A 19,006-nucleotide genomic window follows, 5' to 3' on the forward strand; every position below is an offset into this window, starting at 1 on the left:
CCAATACGGCCAAAAGAAAAAGTATGCCGGCAGCACTTTGGGCATTAACCATCAGTGCTTTCGGTATAGGAACTACGGAGTTTGTGATTGTGGGCTTACTGCCCACAGTTGCTCAAGACTTAGCCATTTCGATATCATCAGCGGGTCTTTTAGTGAGTTTATACGCGGTTGGCGTAGCTGTTGGAGCACCAATTCTTACAGCGTTAACCAGCAAGATTCCACGAAAAAGCTGCTTTTAGGGGTAATGCTACTTTTCATATTGGGTAACGGATTAGCGGCAATTGCTCCAACCTTCGGCTTGTTAGTGATGGCCAGGATACTGACTGGTTTTGCACATGGTGTTTACTTTTCAATAGGTGCTACCATTGCGGCTAGTTTAGTACCAGCTAATAAACGTGCTTCTGCCATAGCCATTATGTTCGCAGGTTTAACCATAGCCATTGTTACTGGTGTGCCTTTAGGGACTTTCATCGGTCAGAATTTTGGGTGGAGAGCCACTTTTATTGGTGTGTCTATTTTAGGTATAATAGGTGCTTTGTCTAGTGCCGTTTTGGTGCCTGCATCAATTCAGGGAGGGAAAGCCTTGCGAATAGTAGATCAACTGAAGGTGATCAAAAGCCCTTCGGTACTATTAGTTCTGGCCATTACAGCTTTGGGCTACGGTGGTACTTTCGTAACCTTTACTTACTTAGCCCCGCTATTGGAAGAAGTGACTGGTTTTTCAGCCAGTATGACCAGCTTGTTGCTCTTGGTATATGGTATTGCTATAGCCATTGGAAATATAGTTGGTGGAAAAGTCTCCAATAAAAAGCCAAGCAAGGCTTTAATGGTGATGTTTATTCTGCAAGCCATTGTCTTGTTGGTACTTTACTTTACCGCTCCATTCCAAGTAGCTGCTGTAGTAACACTGTTTTTTATGGGTATTCTGGCCTTCTCAAATGTGCCAGCTTTGCAGTTGTACATAGTGCAAATGGCAGAGAAATATGCCCCAGGAACAGAAGATGTGGCTTCAGCACTTAACATAGCCGCCTTTAATGTGGGTATTGCTATTGGTGCAGCTTTAGGTGGAAAGATTGTTGAATCATCTCTAGGAGTTGGCGCAACACCATGGATAGGCTCTATTCTCGTTTTCATCGGGTTTTTGCTTACTCTGGTAAGCCATAGAAGGGAGCGCTGATATGGATACTATTTGTAAGCTCCATCATCCAGGAAGAATGACCATTGGGCTTGAAATGCCCCTAGATAATGATTGGTCTTTGGCCGGGGATAGAAAGCGCAAAGAGGAGGGAAGACCCTTTGGTGTGCCAGATATGAGCCGGCAATTTGTTCGAGCAAAACTGGCCGATCAGCTGGGGTTCAATACACTTTGGGTACGGGAAGTACCTTTGTACGATCCCACTTTTGGTGATGCAGCCCAGCTTTTCGATACATTAAGTTACCTCGGCTATCTGGCTGGGGTAACTGACAACATTCTTTTAGGAACTGCGGCTATTGTAATGCCGCTCCATAATCCGTTACAGTTGGCAAAAGCTGCTGCCACCATTGAAAACTTATCTGATAGTAGGTTTTTAATGGGAGTTGGTTTAGGCGATAGGCCAGTGGAGTTTCCTGTGCTTGGTCATAGTTTTGACGATAGGGATGAACGCTTCAGAAGAAATTATGAAATCGTAAAAGAGGCTTGGAAGGAGGATCATAACCTTCAGGCTTATTATGAAACGCTGAACGCCAACTATCAAGTTTATCCTAAGCCAAAGCATAAAGTGCCGTGGGTTTTAGCCGGTAGAGCTAGGCAGTCTATGGATTGGATTGCTCAAAACATGGACGCTTGGTTTAGCTATCCAAGGCCTGTTGAACAGGCGAAGGAAGTGGTGCTCAACTGGCGAGATGCACTTTATGATAACGACCAGCCAGAAAAGCCATACATCACAGCCATTCATCTGAACTTAACCAAAGACAAAGACCAGGCTTTTAGTCCTGCGCGTTTTGGCGGATTGATTGGGATTAATCGAGTAGCTGATCTGATGATGGATTATCAGAAAGCTGGGGTCTCGCACATGGCCATTCACTTACGGAAATCAGAATTGCCAATTGAAGAGGCAATGGAACAGTTGGGAGAACACGTGCTCCCGCATTTTAAAAATCAAATGGCAGACTGCCTGCCAGCTTAAACAATTAGAATATGAACTTAAGAAAGTTAGGAAATACAGATATAGAAGTTTCGCCTATTGCTTTTGGTGCCTTTGCTATTGGAGGAACCATGTGGGCAGGGAACGAAGAAAAGGACTCGATTAACGCAATTCACGCAGCCATAGACAATGGTATCTCTACCTTAGATACCGCACCATTTTATGGCTTGGGTAGAAGTGAAGAGTTGATAGGGAAGGCCATTGCGGATAAGCGTAGAGAAGACATTCAGATCTTGAACAAGTTCGGACTTGTCTGGGATGGAAGTAATAACGGAAAGGGTGATTACTTCTTTGATACTGAGGATAACGGGAAGAACTATTCCATTTTAAGTTTGCCTCAAAAGAAAATGTAGTGAAGGAAGTAGAGGAGAGTTTGAAGCGACTAGGCACGGACTATATTGACTTGTTGCAATTGCATTGGCCAGATTCTACCACGCCTATTAGTGAAACTATGGAGGCCATGGAACGCCTACATGAGCAAGGCAAAATTAGAGCAGCAGGAGTTTGTAATTACAGTGTAGATCAGTTGAAGGAAGCGGAACGAACTCTTAAACTGAGTTCTAACCAAGTTTCTTACAGCATGTTGCAACGTGGTATTGAAGCTGATTTAGTCCCATTTGCTCAGACTAATGACATGAGCTTAATTGCTTACAGCCCAATGGAAAGAGGCCTATTGACAGGTAAGTATTTCAAAGATGGAAAGCTAGAAGAGGCTGATCACAGAAACGGGTATTTTAAGCAGTTCGATTTAGAGCGAATTGAGAAAGTGCTAAATGAACTGTTGGTTATTGCCGATAGCTATAATGCTTCTCTTGCTCAGTTAGTACTTAATTGGACAATGAACCAGCCAGGAATTACAGTTACTTTGGCCGGAGCCAGAAATGAAAAGCAAGTAGCTTCTAATGCTGCAGCTATGAATTTATCAATCTCCGATGCTGACATGGCTAGTATTAACCAGCACCTTGAGTCATTAAAATAGGCTCATTTCTCATAAACATAATCTGAAAGAAGCTGTCTCAAAAGCTATTGTTTTCGTCATTCCCACCTTGAGCGCGAAGCTCTATCGACTTTTAGATATTTCCTTCTATGGTATCTGGATAGAGCCTCGAATGACGACTTATTTTTGAGACGGCTTCTTCTTATTGAAAACACCTAAGTGATTTACTCACTCAATAACTCACAAAATCACCATCGTTCGGAATGTCTACTTTTTCCAGAAGCCCATGCTTCTCTAAGAGTTTTTTGAGGTCTGCTCTTGTATTCGGACAATGATTGAGTGATTCCATATGATTAGCAAAAACATGCTTGGGAGAGTTTTGAACAAACATCACTATGTCATCGCTATTCATAAGTAAGCGCTTCCCAAAATCTAGCTGAGCCATACCTGCAGCCAAAACAGTAATATCTGGTTTGTACTGTTTTAATGCCTTATCTACATGTTCGGTGTAAACGGTATCAGAACTAATGTAAATTGATTTTTCATCAGGAAGAGCCAAATGGTAGCCCATAACATTGCCCGCAATGTGCTTTACAAAGCCGTAGCCATGTACAGCCTTCACTCCAGAGATGCTTCCACCCAAATAGTGCTTTGTTTCTCCATATTCTAGGGTTTCTGTAACGTTAAGGCCCTTTTTCTTCAGTTTGGCTACATCTAAAGCGCTGCACACCACAGGAATATTTCTTTCTTTTAAAAAGGCCACGCCTTCATCGTCAATATGGTCAGGGTGAAGGTGGGTGATGAGGCAGTGCGTAACCTTCTCCAGTATATCAAAAGCGTTTGCAGGTAGGTCTACCAGAGGGTTTTTTCTTGGCTTGAACCTAAAAAGTGTAAATGGCGCACTCGTTCCCTTTTTACTCAGCATAGGGTCTACCAAAATTACCTGACGCTGAGTTTCTATGGCTAAGGTTGCATTTCTGAGATGATGAACTTTCATTTCTTTTTTTGTGCAAAGTTCAAAGCGAGGCTTGCCAAATGCCTTGATTCAAATCAATTTCTTTTGCGAATACGACTCAATGTTTCGGGTGTCATTCTTAAATAAGTAGCAATATGGTAAAGCGGTATTTGCTGTAGCCATTCGGGCTTGGTGTTTAACAAATCGAGATAAAGTTCATCTGGAGTGAGGCTGAAATGCTTGAACTCTTCTTGTTCTCTTAGCATTATATTTTGGCTGAATATCTCGTCTACAAACTCTTTCCCACATTTATAGCGCACCATAAACTCGTAGAAGGTTGCGCTATCCATTTGCTTAATTGTTGTATCGGTAAGGCTTTCCTGATACTTACGCCTTTTACCTTGGTTAAGCAGTAAATGAAAGTCTGTAGTAAATTCTCCTTCCAGATAAAACTGAGTGTTCATTTCTCGCTCTTCATGGGCAAAATATTCGCGAACAATGCCTTGACTGACGAACCTCAGATGATTTTCCGTTTCATCTTTGCCTACAATCAAACTACCCTTTTTGTAGGTTTTGGTTTTGAAAGCCTTAGAAAACTCAGTCAGCCCTTCCTGATTGAATGGGAATTTGCTGTTGAAGAACTCAAAAATCTGATTATTGTGATTCACCTATCTGCTTGGTTTGCAAGGGTAACAATAGTGTAAGAGAAATGGTGCAAAACCAAGGGGTTTGGTGTTGAATTAATCCACCTGCCTATAAGCTTGAGGCGTCATTCCGGTTTTGCTTTTGAATAGTCGGCTGAAGTAGTGCGGGTAATTAAAGCCGAGGGAATAGGCTATTTCGCTGATAGAATGTTGTTCGCTCAACAAGAGGATTTTCGCTTTATCTATAATGAAGTTATTGATATGATCTTTTGCATGTTGCCCCGTTTCTTTCTTTAGAACATCGCTTAAATAGTTAGCCGAAAGATTAATGCGTTCGGCAAAATAGTCAATGCTAGGAACACCACTTTCGCTTAATAAACCTTGCTGATAGTATTGATTTAAAAGCTGTTGAAACTGACTGAGTAAATCGTTGTTTTGTGCCGAACGCGTATTAAACTGTCTAGCATAATACCGCTGAGAAAGATCCAGAAGCAAGGTGAGGGAAGAGGCTATGACAGTTTGGCTATGGTTGTCAATTCGTTCGCCAACTTCTTGCTCTATCAGTTTTACGCAATTGGTGATAGTTGCCTGCTCGGCTTCTGAGAGATGGAGTGCCTCATGTACTTCATAATCGAAGAATCTATAGTTATCGATATTCCGGCCTAGATCTGTGTTTCTAATCAGATCTGGATGAAAGAAAAGCATCCAACCTTGAACTTCATTTCGTTTTTGTGTTTGTTCCACAGACTGCACCTGATTGGGTGAAGTGAAGAACATAACCCCTTCATCAAAGTCATAGTGATTTCTACCGTACTGCAGGCCACAGCTTTTATCTTTGAGGCCTATGCTGTACAAATCGCTAGTCATTTTTAGCTCCAACATTTCTTCCGTAATCTCCCAATCTGCCACATTAATAATGCTTATTAGCGGATGTGAGGGTTTGTCGAATCCAGCCAATTCATGCAATCGGCTGATGGATGAAATGTGGAGCATGTTCGGCTTTGGCATTATTAGTTATTTGAATTGGCTCATAATCATTTTATCGAAAATGCTGTCGCCAAACCATTTTCTAATAAATATAGCAGGTTTGGCCATGTAGCCTTTTACGTACCTCTTTTTTGGGTTCGATTCAGTTGCTGCTTTTGCCATTACCTCTCCTAGAACATCGGCATCGGTTAGCTGATTTCCAGTGTACATTTGCTTCATGCCTTTGGCTACCTTATTGGCAAAGTTTGCGTAAGCTCCATTTCCTGAAGTCTTTTGAAGATTTTCAGCGGCTATGGTTCCCCAGTCGGTTTTTATTCCCCCTGGTTCTACAACCACTACATCTATTCCATGCTCTTTTACCTCCAACCTCAGGCAATCGCTCCAGCCTTCAACAGCATGCTTGGTGGCATGATACCAGGCGCCAAAAGGTGTATAGATTTTTCCACCTACAGATGTAATATTCACTATGCGCCCGCTTTTTTGCTTGCGCATAACTGGGAGAACAAGCTGAGTAATGCGAGCCAATCCGAACATATTCACTTCAAACTGACGCTTGGCTTCTTCTATAGAAACATCTTCTACCGAGCCGTAAGAACCATAACCAGCATTGTTGATGAGAACATCAATTCTGCCTTCTTTTTCAAGAATATGGTTAACGGCATTTACAATTGAATCATCTTTGGTAAGGTCTAGGGCTATTGTTTTCATCCCCTTTTCCTCTAGATCTTTCATTTGGTCTACCCTGCGTGCTGCGCCATAAACCGTGTATCCTTTTTTGTGAAGTATATGTGCGGTAGACTTGCCCATGCCTGAGCTAGCCCCTGTAATAATTGCTACTTTCATTTTCCTTTTTGTTTACTCAAAGGTAACTAGCTAATTTCCTAATGGTTAACACATAGTAGGGAAGGACTAACACAATTTCCGGTCTCTATACTGTCTAAACATCATGCAGTGGGTTGCCAACCTACTGTCAAAGCACCCTCGATACAATCGAGGATAAGTTTTATGTCCCTTTAGGGACTTAAAATAGGTAGCTATTGAGTGGTGATAATATTTGAATGTGCCTTTAGGTACATAGCATGCTGTACCTAAAGGCACTGTTGGGTAAGGCTGTAGATTTGGGGCTACCGATGTAACGTCCCTCTGGGACTTTGTGTTAGTTTTTGTCCGTTACAAACCGACAGTTCTGTCATCCTCGATGCAATCAAGGATGAGACTAAAATCTAGAGTCTGACGTTTGAAATCTAAATTTTTACTAGTCATCGTTTATAACGAGGACTGACGAGAAAGGCATCTTTGATTCAGCAACTAAAGAAGCGGCTTAGAACAAGATTGAGAAGTGTCTTTTGTCGGTTATAAACCGACTACTCAAGCACCCTCGATACAATCAAGAATGAGTTTGATGTCCGAATTCTGAACTCTATAGTTTTACTGGTCAATGTTTAAAACGATGACTAATAGAGCTCAAAAAAATTAAGGCCTCACTTTTAGTGAAGCCTTAAAATTCGATTAATCTTGGTATGCTCCCGAAGAGTAAGTGAGCTCATAACTGTGAGAATAAATCTCGAATACTACACCAAATGGATCTTCTACATAAACCATTTTATACGGTTTTTCATCTGGGTAATACTCACGAATTGGCATTCTCTGTTTACCACCTTTGGCAACGATTTTTTCTGTTAAACCTTCAATGTCTGGGTCCTGTACGCAGAAGTGGAATAGACCTGTGTTGAATGGGTTAAACTCTGGTTTTTCTTCAGACATATTAGGAAAGGAGAATAGCTCAATACCTACTCCGTCAGAAGTGGACATATGTGCGATCTCGAACTCTTCCCAGTCTTCGCCAAAAACATCAATACACATCTGGCCAATGGCTGTATCTCTTTCTTTTTGAATCTTTGAAGGAGCCATAATCAGGTACCAGCCCATTACTTCTTCATAAAACTCAACTGCTTTTTTAAGGTCGGGCACGGTAATGCCTATATGCGAAAATGACCTCGGATAACTTTTATTCATATCTACTTTTTTTCAAATCAATAGGTGCGATTAACGTGTTGTGGAGGGTACTTAGTTCCACCTTGAGAGCTAGTAATCATTTAATAAGCATCCATTTTGAAATATGAAGTACAGTTGAACTTAGTTTATTAAACTTCTTACCTAAACTGTTTGGGTTTAAGGCCTTGACTAGCGCTTTCGACTAATTCTACAATCCGTTTTTTTCTCGTTTCAGGCCGTTTGGCGAAGGTTACCCAATGCAGCAACAGCTTTTTGGCTGAATTACTAAGTCCATTAAAAAATACCATAGCCTCTAGGTTGCTGGCTAAAGCTTCTTTTAGGTCTTTCGGGACTATCAGTGCCTCAACATCGTCCAATGCATTCCATGAACCATTTTCTTTTGCAACGACTATGCTTTGAAAACCGGCATCTGTCATTAGATTTTCCTCAATGAGTTGGGTCACTTTCTTTTTGTTGATTTTAGACCACATGCTATTTGGTTTTCGTTTGCTGAAATACTGCATGTAGCTTTCTTTATCGATGGTTTTCTTGGTGCTGTCTATCCACCCAAAGCAAAGTGCTTCGTCAACTGCGTCACTCCAGCTAAGTGAAGGTTTATTGCTTGAAGACTTATAGTAAACTAGCCAAATAGACTGTTCTGACTGATGGTTTTCGCTCAGCCATGCTCTCCATTCGGCTTTGTTTTTTGGGTGAAAAGTTGCTTGGGATTTCTCAGTCATGGCTCACTTTGTGGCAATGTTAGTAAGGGTAAGTGACAGCCTTATGTCAGTAGTGAGCGAGAAAAAGGAGTTAGTTTTTCAAAAGCTGCTGTACCCATTGAATAAGCTCAACCTCATTTACGATTGACCATGAATGCGGATGCCTTAATCCGGAGCTTCGATAGCCTGGTTGATTGGCAGGTACAAACTCCGCATTTTCATTTCCCATTAATAATAACCTGTTGATCATTTCGGAAGATGGTAGCGCATTCGAATCGAAAAGGCTCCTTCTTCTATTTTTAAGCTGCCAAACAATATCAACATCATGGTAAACTCTTACCGCTGTATTTTGTAAGAACCGTTCATTGCCGGGTTGGTCAAGATTAGCATTGAATGGTGTCAGTTTGTTGTAGTTCTCTGGCGAGCTGATTGGGTCTCCGATTTCACTAAGCATAATATTAGAAACGAAATTGGCCTCTCCTGTTCCGGCTGCAGAGTAGTCTTTTTTTAGCTCCCTTTGAAAGTAGTCCCAAATGTGAAATAAATCAACTGGCGAATCGACACTAAAAACCCCTTGTGGTTGAATAACCGCCTTTTGACCAAGCTCTGCACAAAGCTCGGTATACCGTAAACTAATGGTGCCACCAGCAGAGAAACCTCCCATTACGAATTGGTTTTTGTCTACTTTGTATTTCGATTTAACGTGCTCAAATGCTGAGTCGAGCTTTTTAAGTACTGTCTCATCTGCATATAGCTTTTGTCCTCCAGCTATCGCAATGGTTAAAATGCCATTCGCGTACGCTACATTTTGAATTTTGCTCTCAGGGAAGATGCTTTCGGCTGTTTGGCCAAAACCGGGAAGTAGCACCAAAACACCCAGTATATCGTCCGATTCTGGCTCAACGGCTAGGTAGTAGCCATCGGCTGTACTTGAATCGAAAGTTATTTTCTGGTAATTCTGGGCCTGTAAATGGATTACTACTAGGTTCAGGATAAGAATAGAAAATATGGTCCTCATCGGTGTGGTTTTATTATGAAGAAACAGCTTTGGGAGAGTACAAGCAAATTGTTGCCAGTCTACACAATAAGTTTTGTGGTAATTTAACATTTCAAAAGCCTTTGTTAGACTTGTTGGTGATAACACCAACAAGGGGCACGGAGCTACGTATGCTGGTTGTAAGCCAGATGTTTTTAAATCTTGGATACAATCGAGGATGAGTATTTTGTGGATAGACATATATATCAATTAGAGCCCTGAATAAATCGAAACTCTTGTCCCGCTAGGAACTACATATCGGTAGGTTAAAGATTTTACGGTCTATATTGACGTGCCTATAGGTACATAACATTACCTGCAGTATCTAAAGGCACTGTTGGGTATGTCTGGAGATTCGTAGCTACTGATGTAACGTCCCTCTGGGACCTTGTGTTAGAAGTGAAAAATGGATAACGGTACTTGTACTTGGTACCTGAAGGTTGCGGAGTAATCATTCGGACATCCTCAACAGGATGGAAGCAAGGCAAATCAATTTTATTTATCATTGAATAGTTTAATGGTATAGTCTAAAAGAGCCGTGTTGCCAGTTTTTCCATGCCCTGGAATAACTATACTTGCCTCGGGGAATTTGGCTTTCACATTGGCAACGGTTGTTGACCATTGCTCAACATTTGCGTCATCCAAGTTTCCTTGGCTAGCACCAACCGATTTAACCAAGCAGCCTCCAAACAAAACTTTATCCTTTGAAAAATACCCGACTACGTTGTCTTCAGTGTGGCCTTCACCTAAAAAATGTGTCACTACCGTCTCGCTACTTAACTTCAATTCTAGACTATCTCTGAAAGCATTTATAGGCACGTTAAACTGATACTTATTGTCATTTAATAATGTTATAGTTCTTTTGCTAGCATATGTAGTGATGCCGTGAGCATCAAATTCATCAATGCCTCCTATACAGTCTTCATGGAAGTGTGTAGGAATAAGAGCTACTATTTTACTTTTTAATTCCGAACTTATAAACCTGATAAGTTCTCTAGAATTTTCTGAGTTAGTTGGAGTATCGAAAACTACACTTTCACCTTCATATATGATGAACATGCCATTACAGGGTACTTTACCAAAAGCCTCTGTATCCAAGTAAGAAATGTGTAGGTAAGTATGGTCTGATAACTTCACTACTGAAAGTGTTTCGCTCTTATAAACAACAGATTCTCCCTGTAGCGGTTGAGTTTTTTTCTGAACAGTTTGGCTTTCTGTATTTGCTTGGTTGCAAGAAAATAGAGTTAAGCAAAGAAATATAAAAGAGAGGAGTCTATTCTTCATTTTGTAGTTGTGGCCTCGTTAATATAAGACTATACTAATATAACCAGCTTCCATGATTAGTATGCTTTTAATGTTAGCTTAAAAACTATTGGAACCGAAAGGGGACCTAGCAAAGGGTTACACAGCTTTATATTGACAGTACAGTATAATGTGCAGTACCTAAAGGCATTGTTGGATAAGGCTGAGAATTAGTGGCTACAGATGTTGCGACCTTCTTGAACGTTGAGTTAGAAGTCGGTCGGTTATAAACCGACCGTTCTTACACCCTCGATGCAATCGAGGATGAGACTAAAATCTAGAGTCAGACGTCTGAAATCTATAGTTTTACTAGTCATCGTTTATAACGAGGACTGGCGAGAAAGGTATCTATGATGCTGAAAATATGTCGGTTACAAATCGACTGCTAAAGCACCCTCAATGCAATCGAGGATGAGTCTAAACTCAAGAGTCTGAAGTCTGAAATCTATAGTTTTACTAGTCATCGTTTAGAACGAGGACTGATGCGAAAGGTATCTATGATGCTGAAAATATGTCGGTTATAAACCGACTACTAAAGCATCCTCGATGCAATCGAGGATGAGTTCGATATCTAGTATCCTTTACCTAAACAAGTCACTGCTTAAATATCTATCACCACGGTCGCAGACAATGTGAACGATAACTCCTTCTTCAATTTCTTGGGCAAGCTTAAGTGCGGCATGCAAGGCTCCACCAGAGCTCATGCCAGCCAAAATACCTTCTTCTTTGGCCATTCTTCGTGTCATTATGGTGGCTTCTTCTTGGCTTACGTCTATTACTCGGTCAACTCTGTGTGGTTCGAATATTTTGGGTAGGAACTCTGGTGACCAACGTCTGATGCCGGGAATGCTAGAACCATCAGTAGGCTGGGTGCCCACAATCTGCACTTCAGGATTTTGCTCTTTTAAGTAGCGAGAAACACCCATAATAGTACCTGTAGTGCCCATGGCTGAAACAAAGTGCGTCACCTTGCCTTCAGTTGCCTTCCAAATTTCGGGTCCGGTAGTTTTATAGTGTTGGCCATAGTTGTCTTCATTCGCAAACTGATTCAGCATAAAGTAGCCTTCTTCTGTGGCCATTTTTTCTGCCAATGTGCGACTGTATTCTATGGTTTGTTTGGCAGGGGTAAGGATCACTTTCGCCCCGTATGCTTCCATGCTCAATACACGTTCCCGGGTAGAGTTGTCAGGCATAATGAGAGTCATTTCAACCCCCATAATACTGGCAATCATGGCTAGGGCAATGCCCGTGTTACCGCTAGTAGCTTCAACAAGTTTGTCACCTTTTTTGATGTCTCCACGGTCTAATGCGCCTTTAATCATGCCATAAGCCGCACGGTCTTTCACGCTTCCACCAGGATTGTTGCCTTCAAGCTTTCCGTAGACTTTAACTTTCGGATTTGTGTTCAGATGCCTATATTCAACCAAAGGCGTATTGCCAATTAACTGCTCTATGTTCATGCGGTATGTCCTTTAAAAATAATGATATCGGTTTCGCCCTCGCTATTGTTCATCTGGGCCTGGTAGTACACCTTACTAAATGGCGGTACGCTATGAGTAAGCCATACATTACCACCTATAATGCTATCGTGACCAATAGTTGTTTTTCCACCTAAAATAGTAGCTCCAGCATAGAGTACTACATTGTCTTCAATAGTTGGGTGGCGCTTCACCTTTGCATCTTTCTTGTCTACACTTAGTCCACCTAGTGTAACGCCCTGATAAACTTTCACATGGTCGCCAATAATGGCGGTTTCTCCAATTACAATACCAGTTCCATGGTCGATGCAGAAGAAGTTGCCAATGCTGGCGCCTGGGTGAATGTCAATTCCCGTTTTACTATGGGCATATTCAGAGATGATCCGTGGAATTAGTTGAACGCCAAAACGATGCAAAGCATGGGCAATGCGATGTGCCGAAATAGCAAAGAAGCCAGGGTAGGTCCTAACTACTTCTGTTCTGCTTTTTGCTGCTGGATCGCCCTCTAACATGGCGGTAACATCTTGCTCCATTTGTTGGTGAATGGCAGGTAGTAGCTCAAAGAATTTATCGGCTACTTCTTCAATATCATCCTCAGCCTTGATAGGATTTCGAGAAAGAATCTGATCTAATTGAAGCTTGAGCTTTTCAAAATGAAGCTCAAATTCTTTCTGTGAGTTGAATTGCTGTTTAGAGAAATCTGGAAAGAGCGTGCTCAAGAGTTCGTTAAACCATTCTGCCACTACTTCAGGTGATGGACAGGTGGGGCAGGCTTGTTGCCTGATGTATAGTTTGTTGATGAATTCTTGATTCATAATTGGCCAATGGATTAAAATGCAAAAGAGTTCAAATGACTTTGAACTAGACGGATTTGAATGAAGGGAGTTGTGAAATGGCTATGAAAACCGTCTTTTATTTCCGCCTAAGAACCTGCGTTTCTCTCTTCGCTCGTTTTGATTGATCATAAAGAACAACAATGGACCAATAAGAAAAGCATGGAACAGTGGAAGCTGTAGCATTCTGCTTTGATTGTTCTTTCTGTCGCTTCGGTATTTTATGTACTTAATAAAACTGACCGTGTAGGTCAGCAGCACTAAGGAGAACAGAATAATCAATGTTTTAGTGGTCATATATAATTAAAAGGAATTGAGGGGAGAAGGTTTGGAAGATGCGGATAAATAACCAATGTAAAGCTAATAGGAGTACGCCCCGAGCTTGGCAAGTTCAGATAAAACTAGTGAATCTGCCAGTGCTTCCAAAGTATCATAATGGCACTGCGTTCAAAAAGATGAAAAAAACTCCGAGCTGAAGTTAATAGAAAGCGCAAACCATTTCCAGCGGCTGATTCATGGTGAAGCTAGTAAAGTGGCAGTTAGCGAATTCGTGCTAGTCCTTGTTAGTCACCGTTTTGCTTGATTTTAGAAAGGCAAAGGTCGATAAGTGTTAATGCTCTAAAAAATAAATAGTCAATTTGATGTAAGTCAGTTAATTCCTTCTTGTCTGTTTCATGGTGTCTAATTCTGTAGCTGTTCCCAATCTTAGTTAAGGTTAGAAATTCTGTCTCGAATTCTTCCTTTTTGAGGTTTGTAGCAATTGCAGATATTAGCTGAGTTGATGATTCCTTTTTGTCCGTTCCGTAATAAGTTTTGATACGTTCAAATGCGTCCCAAATTTTTTCAAGAGCTATTTGCTTATCATCAGGATGAAGGAAGCGTCTTTTTGCTTCATTAATGAGGTCATTCAACTCTGTATCTTTTGTGTTAGTTTCTTGGTTGAAAAGAAGATCTGTGTTCACGTTCATGTTCAGAAGGTGAGCCAAATCCAATTCTTCATTTGCTTTTATAGATTCAGAAATAAATTGTTGGAATTCTTCAATCGCCTTTGCATATGTTTCTTCAACTGAGGCATTATGTTTCTTGGGAAGCTTTTTAAAGTCTTTTTTATAGAACAATCCTTTACTAATTACATGAGATATTTGCCTTATATCGAGTTGTTTGAGAACACCCTCAACCCAATATCTTCGAGTGGTTCCATCATGTTGAAATGATAAATTTAACCGTTCAAAAAACGCTGTTAGATAGTAGGAGCTGCGATATGGGAATGAGTTATCATCCTCACCGCAAATCATCTGAGCAAGTTCAATTTCGAAATCAGGATTGTTTTCACGGCATTGTAACAGTTTTAACAGTTTAAGATCATCTGGGTTCGACTGATCCATTTCCTGTTTAAACATGTGATCTTGGACTATGGCCACCGCTCGATCAATTGATCCTTCTATCATTTGAATACTCATCTTCAAAAGTTAAAATGGTAGATCGTCATTCGAAAAATCTTCGGTTTCACTATAGAATTCAATAGACTTCAGCTTGCGAGCATAGTCGTCAGGGAGGTGTTTACTAATTTCTAAAATGAGTTCGTCAAATCTGTCCGTATTATTAAGTTCAGTTGATTTTTTGTATTCGGTTAACCTTTCAAGCAAACGCTTGAGTTTCCCATGGTCAATTGCTTTAGCAATTTTGATAATTCCCTCAACAATATTTTGAGTAGGTTCTTCCATATAGTGCAGGTATGGTGACTAAGGTTGGCTATCTGCCACCTTTATGGCCGATATAAATCATATAATTTATTAATCATTCCCGATGATCATTGTTATTCTATGGCTATTGGGAATTTTTGTCTTCCAGAAAAGCACATGAGTATTGTCAGGACGTGTGTTTTTCTATTATCAAGAAAGATATTTACAGGCTTAATTGCAAGAGTAGTGTAATAGAAGGTTTTTAGATTTTGGGAAGTGTTGGTGTTAAGTTGTGCGGAGTTATGGGCAGTGGTCAGACCACTATCACTACCAGAGTCTCTCACAGAGGACTTTGATAAATGATCTTGACCTTCCTCAGAGTCCCTTTCAGGAGACTCTGAGGGTGATTAGCGTACTGATCACCGAGCACCAAAAACTAAATCACTAAGCACCAAGCACTAATTCCTAATTCACTAATGATCAATGACTAATTCCCCTTTAGGCTCATATATTTTCTCGGAATTACGGTCTGATAGTGGCTTAAGGGAACAAACAGATTGCCGCGTCTCAAAACTTCACTCTGTTCATTTTGCTCCTCGCAATGGCGTGCTAAGATGGTTTTGGTTGTAAGGACTTAAAACCTACCAATTGCCAAACACTGAGCACCGAGCACCAAAAACCAGTTTCCATATCTACCTGACAGGCCTCTCCGCTGTGGTCGAGGTAAAAAGAGAGACTGAATGATTACGGACATAGTACCACCATCAGAGTCTCTCACAGAGGACTTTGATGAATGATCTTGACCCTCCTCAGAGTCCCTTTCAGGAGACTCTGAGGATGATTAGCGTACAGAGCACCGAGCACCAAAAACTAATTCACTAATGCGAATGACTAATTCACCAATTCCCCTTTAGGTATCTATACTTTCTAAGGATTACTGTTTGATAGTAATTTCAGGTAAGAGGGAGATTGCCACGTCTCAAAACTTCACTCTGTTCATTTTGCTCCTCGCAATGGCGTGCTAATATGGCTTTGGTTGTAAGGGTTTAAAACGTACCAAGTACGAAACACTGAGCACTGTGCACTAATAACTAATTCACTAATGACCAATTTACAAACTACCCTCATTCCCTAAAGGGATGCCCATAGATTCAGTTCTTGTGACAAAACTATATCCACTCACCCTTTAGGGCTGGGGTACAAACCAATTGACCAGTTCCCTAATTCACCTAACAAGGTGTCGGTTAACAGCGTGGACTCTGATTTTTTTGCTTTTGCCTTTGGCTTCAATTTCAAAGCTTTCTTGACAACGGCATTGACCTTCGAGTTTCTCAAACAGATCTGAAGAGATTAGAAAGCTGGTATTAAGAGTTTTGTTGGCTTGTTCTATTCGGCTAGCCATGTTTACGGTGTCTCCAATAGCGGCTTCTTTCTGCATGCCTTCAATGCCTATGGTTCCCCAAATGACTTTACCTGTGTGGGCGCCAAGTCTGATTTTAAAATCACTATCTATTATGTCGTGGACGGCAACATCGAATTTATCAATAGCTTCGCATAGCTCGAAGCCCGCATTCATCAGATTTTGGGCATGGTTCGGGTTGTCGTCTATTCCAAAGATGGCCAGAAAACCATCGCCATAATAGTCAACTATTCTACCACCGTATTTCTTAATAATGTTGCCAGCAATGTAGAAGTACTTATTCAGAATGTGTACTACATCATATGGAGGTGTTTTTTCGGTAAATGCTGTGTAGTCGGCAATGTCTACGAAGAGAATTGAGGCTTCCTTTTCTACACCCAGACTTCTGGCAGCGTGGTCTACGTCTTGCTTAAGAATTATTTCCTCATCTATTTGATCTAAAACCAAGCGCCTAACTTTTACATCTCCCTTTATTTTAGTTTGACAAGCGAGTCTTACTTGCTTTAATAGACCTAGCTGTTTGGCTAAAACAGACTCTTTCTCATTTCTTTCACAGACATTCTGCATCCCTTCTTCAATATAGATTCTACAGGTTGAACAGCGAGCTACGCCACCGCATGCATGTGTGTGTGGAACACCCGCAGCCAGTGTGTTTTCTAAAACCGTTTTGTCTGTCTCAGCAACCAGGCTCACCTGGTCGTTAATGAGTTCTATAACAGCCATGCGTTAAGAAATTTCAGAGAGCACTAACCACCTCAGTTCTTTTTCATCTAACTGCTCGGTAATGGCTTCGACCTTACCTGAGATATCCATTAGCTTTTCATGGTCGGTCTCAGTATTCATCTGCTCAATTAGTTTGGCTTTCTCCACTTCCAGTTTTGGTATTTCGGCCTCTAATTGCTCAAACTCTCGTTGTTCTTTGAATGAAAGCTTTTTGCGTTCTTTTGGTTCCTTTTGTTTGTCTTTTTTTGACTCTGAAGCCTTAGGGCTAGGAGCAGGGGTATCCTGAATACTATTTCTGAAGTCAGTATAATTGCCAGGGAAGTCTTTAATATTTTCGGAGCCATCGAAAACGAAAAGGTGATCTACCAGCTTATCCATGAAGTATCTGTCGTGCGATACAATGATTAAGCTTCCATCGAAACCTTCGAGATAGTTTTCAAGTGTGCCTAAAGTGATCAGGTCTAGGTCGTTGGTAGGTTCGTCTAATACCAGAAAGTTCGGACTCTGAATAAGGATTTCTAGTAATTGAAGCCTTCTTTTCTCACCACCACTTAGTTTACCAATGGGTTTGTATTGAACATCTGGGGCAAAAAGAAATCTGGTAAGGAACTGAGAAACCGGAATGGTTCGGCCTTTGCCTACTTCCACCACCTCGGCAATAGATTTGGCAAAGTCTATAATAGTTTGTTCAGGGTTGAAGCTTTCTTCTACCTGCCTGTAATAACCGAATTTAGTAGTTTGGCCTTGTTCAATTTCTCCAGCATTAGGCGTGATTTCGCCCATCAAAAGCCTGATAAAGGTGGTTTTTCCACTTCCATTTGGCCCTACAATTCCGATTCTATCTTTTCTCTGAAAAGTGTAACTGAAGTCTTTGATCAGGCTTTTTTCGCCAAAACCATGACTTAGATGAGCTATTTCTAGTACTTTTTTCCCCTGTCTTGAGGCTTGAGCATTTAGCTCTAGCTCATTGGTTTTTTGAGCACTGAAGGCTTTGTCTTTCGTTTCTTGAAATGCATCTACTCTGTACTTAGCCTTGGTTCCTCTGGCTTTCGGTTGTCTACGAATCCAATCTAATTCTTTACGATAAATGTTCTTAGCTTTATCAATAGATGCCGCTTCATTGATTTCTCGCTCGGCTTTCTTCTCTAAAAAGTAAGCATAGTTGCCTTGGTAAGAATAAGCTTTACCAAGCTCCAGCTCAAGAATGTTATTAGTGACTTGTTCTAGGAAGTACCTATCGTGAGTAACCAGAATTAGAGCCATATTGGCCACACTCAAATACTTTTCTAGCCACTCAATGGTATCTATGTCTAAGTGGTTAGTTGGTTCATCTAGAATAAGTAAGTCTGGTTTTTGAATGAGAACAGAGGCTAGTGAAATTCTTTTCTGTTGGCCACCAGAGAGTAATTGTACCTTTTGTTGAAGATCGTGTATGCCCAGCTTACCTAGAATTTGCTTGGCTTGGCTCTCCAAGTCCCATAGGTTCTTGGAGTCTATTTGCTCAATTAATTGCTGAATCTCATCGTGATTTTCCTGCCCCGTTAAGGATCTGAGCATGGCTTTTTCATACTGTTTTAGAATAGCATGGTCGGGATTATTATCATCAAATACGGCATCTAAAACAGACTGTCCTTTCGAAAACTCTGGATTTTGTAATAAGTGCTTAACCGTTATGCCGTTTTTGAAAACTACTTGACCAGAATCTGGTGTTTCAATTCCTGTAAGAATTTTGAGTAGGGTAGATTTTCCAGATCCGTTTACACCAACTAGGGCCACTTTTTCGCCTTGAGCTACGCCAAAAGTAACTTGGTTTAATATTGTTCTATCTCCGAAAGTCTTAGATAGGTTCTCAACTGATAGATAATTCATTAAGGGCAAAGCTACAACCGATGTATGAGATTATGGAAGTGGCTGAAGCCTTTTATCTTAACTAATGGCTTTTAGGAAGAATCCTGAATGTAGTCTAAACTATTTTCCAGCTGAGTTCATCATTAGAAGTAATCTACCAACCATATAATAATAGGCTGTAAATAATGTTAAAATCATTTGAATAAATTTGATTTAACCATTATACAAACTATTATTATAGTTAACTCAAAATGTCAACCA

The 19,006-nt window shown here is 40.8% G+C and carries 18 protein-coding genes and 1 pseudogene; 4 read left to right on the forward strand and 15 right to left on the reverse strand.

Translation table 11 applies throughout. The annotated features are described in order from the left end of the window. Positions 1 to 23 precede the first annotated feature (23 nt). From T7867_RS13210 to T7867_RS13225, 4 genes and pseudogenes are all read left to right on the forward strand, one after another. Positions 24 to 1,177 (forward strand): annotated as a pseudogene (locus tag T7867_RS13210) (MFS transporter). A 1-nt stretch (position 1,178) separates the two neighbouring features. Then, positions 1,179 to 2,168 (forward strand): TIGR03571 family LLM class oxidoreductase, encoded by a 990-nt coding sequence (locus T7867_RS13215; RefSeq protein ID WP_068223621.1) that lies wholly within the window; start codon positions 1,179 to 1,181, stop codon positions 2,166 to 2,168. Positions 2,169 to 2,179: 11 nt separating this feature from the next. Then, positions 2,180 to 2,539 (forward strand): aldo/keto reductase, encoded by a 360-nt coding sequence (locus T7867_RS13220; protein ID WP_317038762.1) that lies wholly within the window; start codon positions 2,180 to 2,182, stop codon positions 2,537 to 2,539. Continuing rightward, complete coding sequence (locus T7867_RS13225) at positions 2,539 to 3,165, forward strand: aldo/keto reductase (RefSeq protein WP_317038761.1); 627 nt, start codon at positions 2,539 to 2,541, stop codon at positions 3,163 to 3,165. The genes T7867_RS13220 and T7867_RS13225 overlap by 1 nt, the downstream gene beginning before the upstream one ends. Before the next feature lie 190 nt (positions 3,166 to 3,355). On the opposite strand, the gene T7867_RS13230 is transcribed toward T7867_RS13225, so the two are convergent. The 15 genes from T7867_RS13230 to T7867_RS13300 form a co-directional block, all read right to left on the reverse strand. Further along, entirely contained in the window at positions 3,356 to 4,120 is a 765-nt protein-coding gene (locus T7867_RS13230; protein WP_068223618.1) for an MBL fold metallo-hydrolase, read from the reverse strand. A 53-nt stretch (positions 4,121 to 4,173) separates the two neighbouring features. Beyond that, positions 4,174 to 4,746, reverse strand: coding sequence for a Crp/Fnr family transcriptional regulator (locus T7867_RS13235; RefSeq protein WP_068223615.1), 573 nt, complete (start codon positions 4,744 to 4,746; stop codon positions 4,174 to 4,176). A gap of 72 nt (positions 4,747 to 4,818) precedes the next feature. Further along, a complete protein-coding gene (locus T7867_RS13240; protein WP_068223613.1) occupies positions 4,819 to 5,730 on the reverse strand; it encodes a helix-turn-helix domain-containing protein in 912 nt (303 codons plus the stop codon). Between the two features lie 6 nt (positions 5,731 to 5,736). Further along, positions 5,737 to 6,552: an oxidoreductase gene (locus tag T7867_RS13245; protein WP_068223610.1), complete on the reverse strand. Its 816-nt coding sequence runs from the start codon at positions 6,550 to 6,552 to the stop codon at positions 5,737 to 5,739. Positions 6,553 to 7,218: 666 nt separating this feature from the next. Beyond that, a complete protein-coding gene (locus tag T7867_RS13250; RefSeq protein ID WP_068223607.1) occupies positions 7,219 to 7,725 on the reverse strand; it encodes a lactoylglutathione lyase family protein in 507 nt (168 codons plus the stop codon). A 137-nt stretch (positions 7,726 to 7,862) separates the two neighbouring features. After that, positions 7,863 to 8,444, reverse strand: a complete 582-nt coding sequence (locus tag T7867_RS13255) for a YdeI/OmpD-associated family protein (protein ID WP_068223604.1) — start codon at positions 8,442 to 8,444, stop codon at positions 7,863 to 7,865. A gap of 70 nt (positions 8,445 to 8,514) precedes the next feature. Further along, positions 8,515 to 9,441 carry a hypothetical protein gene (locus T7867_RS13260; protein WP_322299423.1) on the reverse strand — a complete coding sequence of 309 codons (927 nt, stop codon included), beginning with the start codon at positions 9,439 to 9,441 and terminating at the stop codon, positions 8,515 to 8,517. Positions 9,442 to 9,954: 513 nt separating this feature from the next. Continuing rightward, a complete protein-coding gene (gene bla / locus T7867_RS13265) occupies positions 9,955 to 10,743 on the reverse strand; it encodes a subclass B1 metallo-beta-lactamase (protein ID WP_322299424.1) in 789 nt (262 codons plus the stop codon). Between the two features lie 599 nt (positions 10,744 to 11,342). Then, positions 11,343 to 12,221, reverse strand: coding sequence for a cysteine synthase CysM (gene cysM / locus T7867_RS13270; protein ID WP_322299425.1), 879 nt, complete (start codon positions 12,219 to 12,221; stop codon positions 11,343 to 11,345). Continuing rightward, positions 12,218 to 13,054, reverse strand: a complete 837-nt coding sequence (gene epsC, locus T7867_RS13275; protein WP_068223596.1) for a serine O-acetyltransferase EpsC — start codon at positions 13,052 to 13,054, stop codon at positions 12,218 to 12,220. Before epsC ends, cysM begins: the two co-directional genes overlap by 4 nt. 81 nt (positions 13,055 to 13,135) lie before the next feature. Continuing rightward, positions 13,136 to 13,369, reverse strand: coding sequence for a hypothetical protein (locus T7867_RS13280; RefSeq protein WP_157717692.1), 234 nt, complete (start codon positions 13,367 to 13,369; stop codon positions 13,136 to 13,138). Positions 13,370 to 13,635: 266 nt separating this feature from the next. Next, complete coding sequence (locus tag T7867_RS13285; RefSeq protein WP_068223593.1) at positions 13,636 to 14,532, reverse strand: hypothetical protein; 897 nt, start codon at positions 14,530 to 14,532, stop codon at positions 13,636 to 13,638. 9 nt (positions 14,533 to 14,541) lie between these two features. Next, positions 14,542 to 14,796 (reverse strand): hypothetical protein, encoded by a 255-nt coding sequence (locus tag T7867_RS13290; protein ID WP_068223589.1) that lies wholly within the window; start codon positions 14,794 to 14,796, stop codon positions 14,542 to 14,544. A gap of 1,183 nt (positions 14,797 to 15,979) precedes the next feature. Then, positions 15,980 to 16,897: an adenylate/guanylate cyclase domain-containing protein gene (locus T7867_RS13295; protein WP_068223587.1), complete on the reverse strand. Its 918-nt coding sequence runs from the start codon at positions 16,895 to 16,897 to the stop codon at positions 15,980 to 15,982. A 3-nt stretch (positions 16,898 to 16,900) separates the two neighbouring features. After that, positions 16,901 to 18,766, reverse strand: coding sequence for an ABC-F family ATP-binding cassette domain-containing protein (locus tag T7867_RS13300; protein WP_068223584.1), 1,866 nt, complete (start codon positions 18,764 to 18,766; stop codon positions 16,901 to 16,903). Between the last annotated feature and the right edge of the window lie 240 nt (positions 18,767 to 19,006).

This window comes from Roseivirga spongicola, assembly GCF_034376045.1.
GTDB classification, from domain to species: domain Bacteria; phylum Bacteroidota; class Bacteroidia; order Cytophagales; family Cyclobacteriaceae; genus Roseivirga; species Roseivirga spongicola.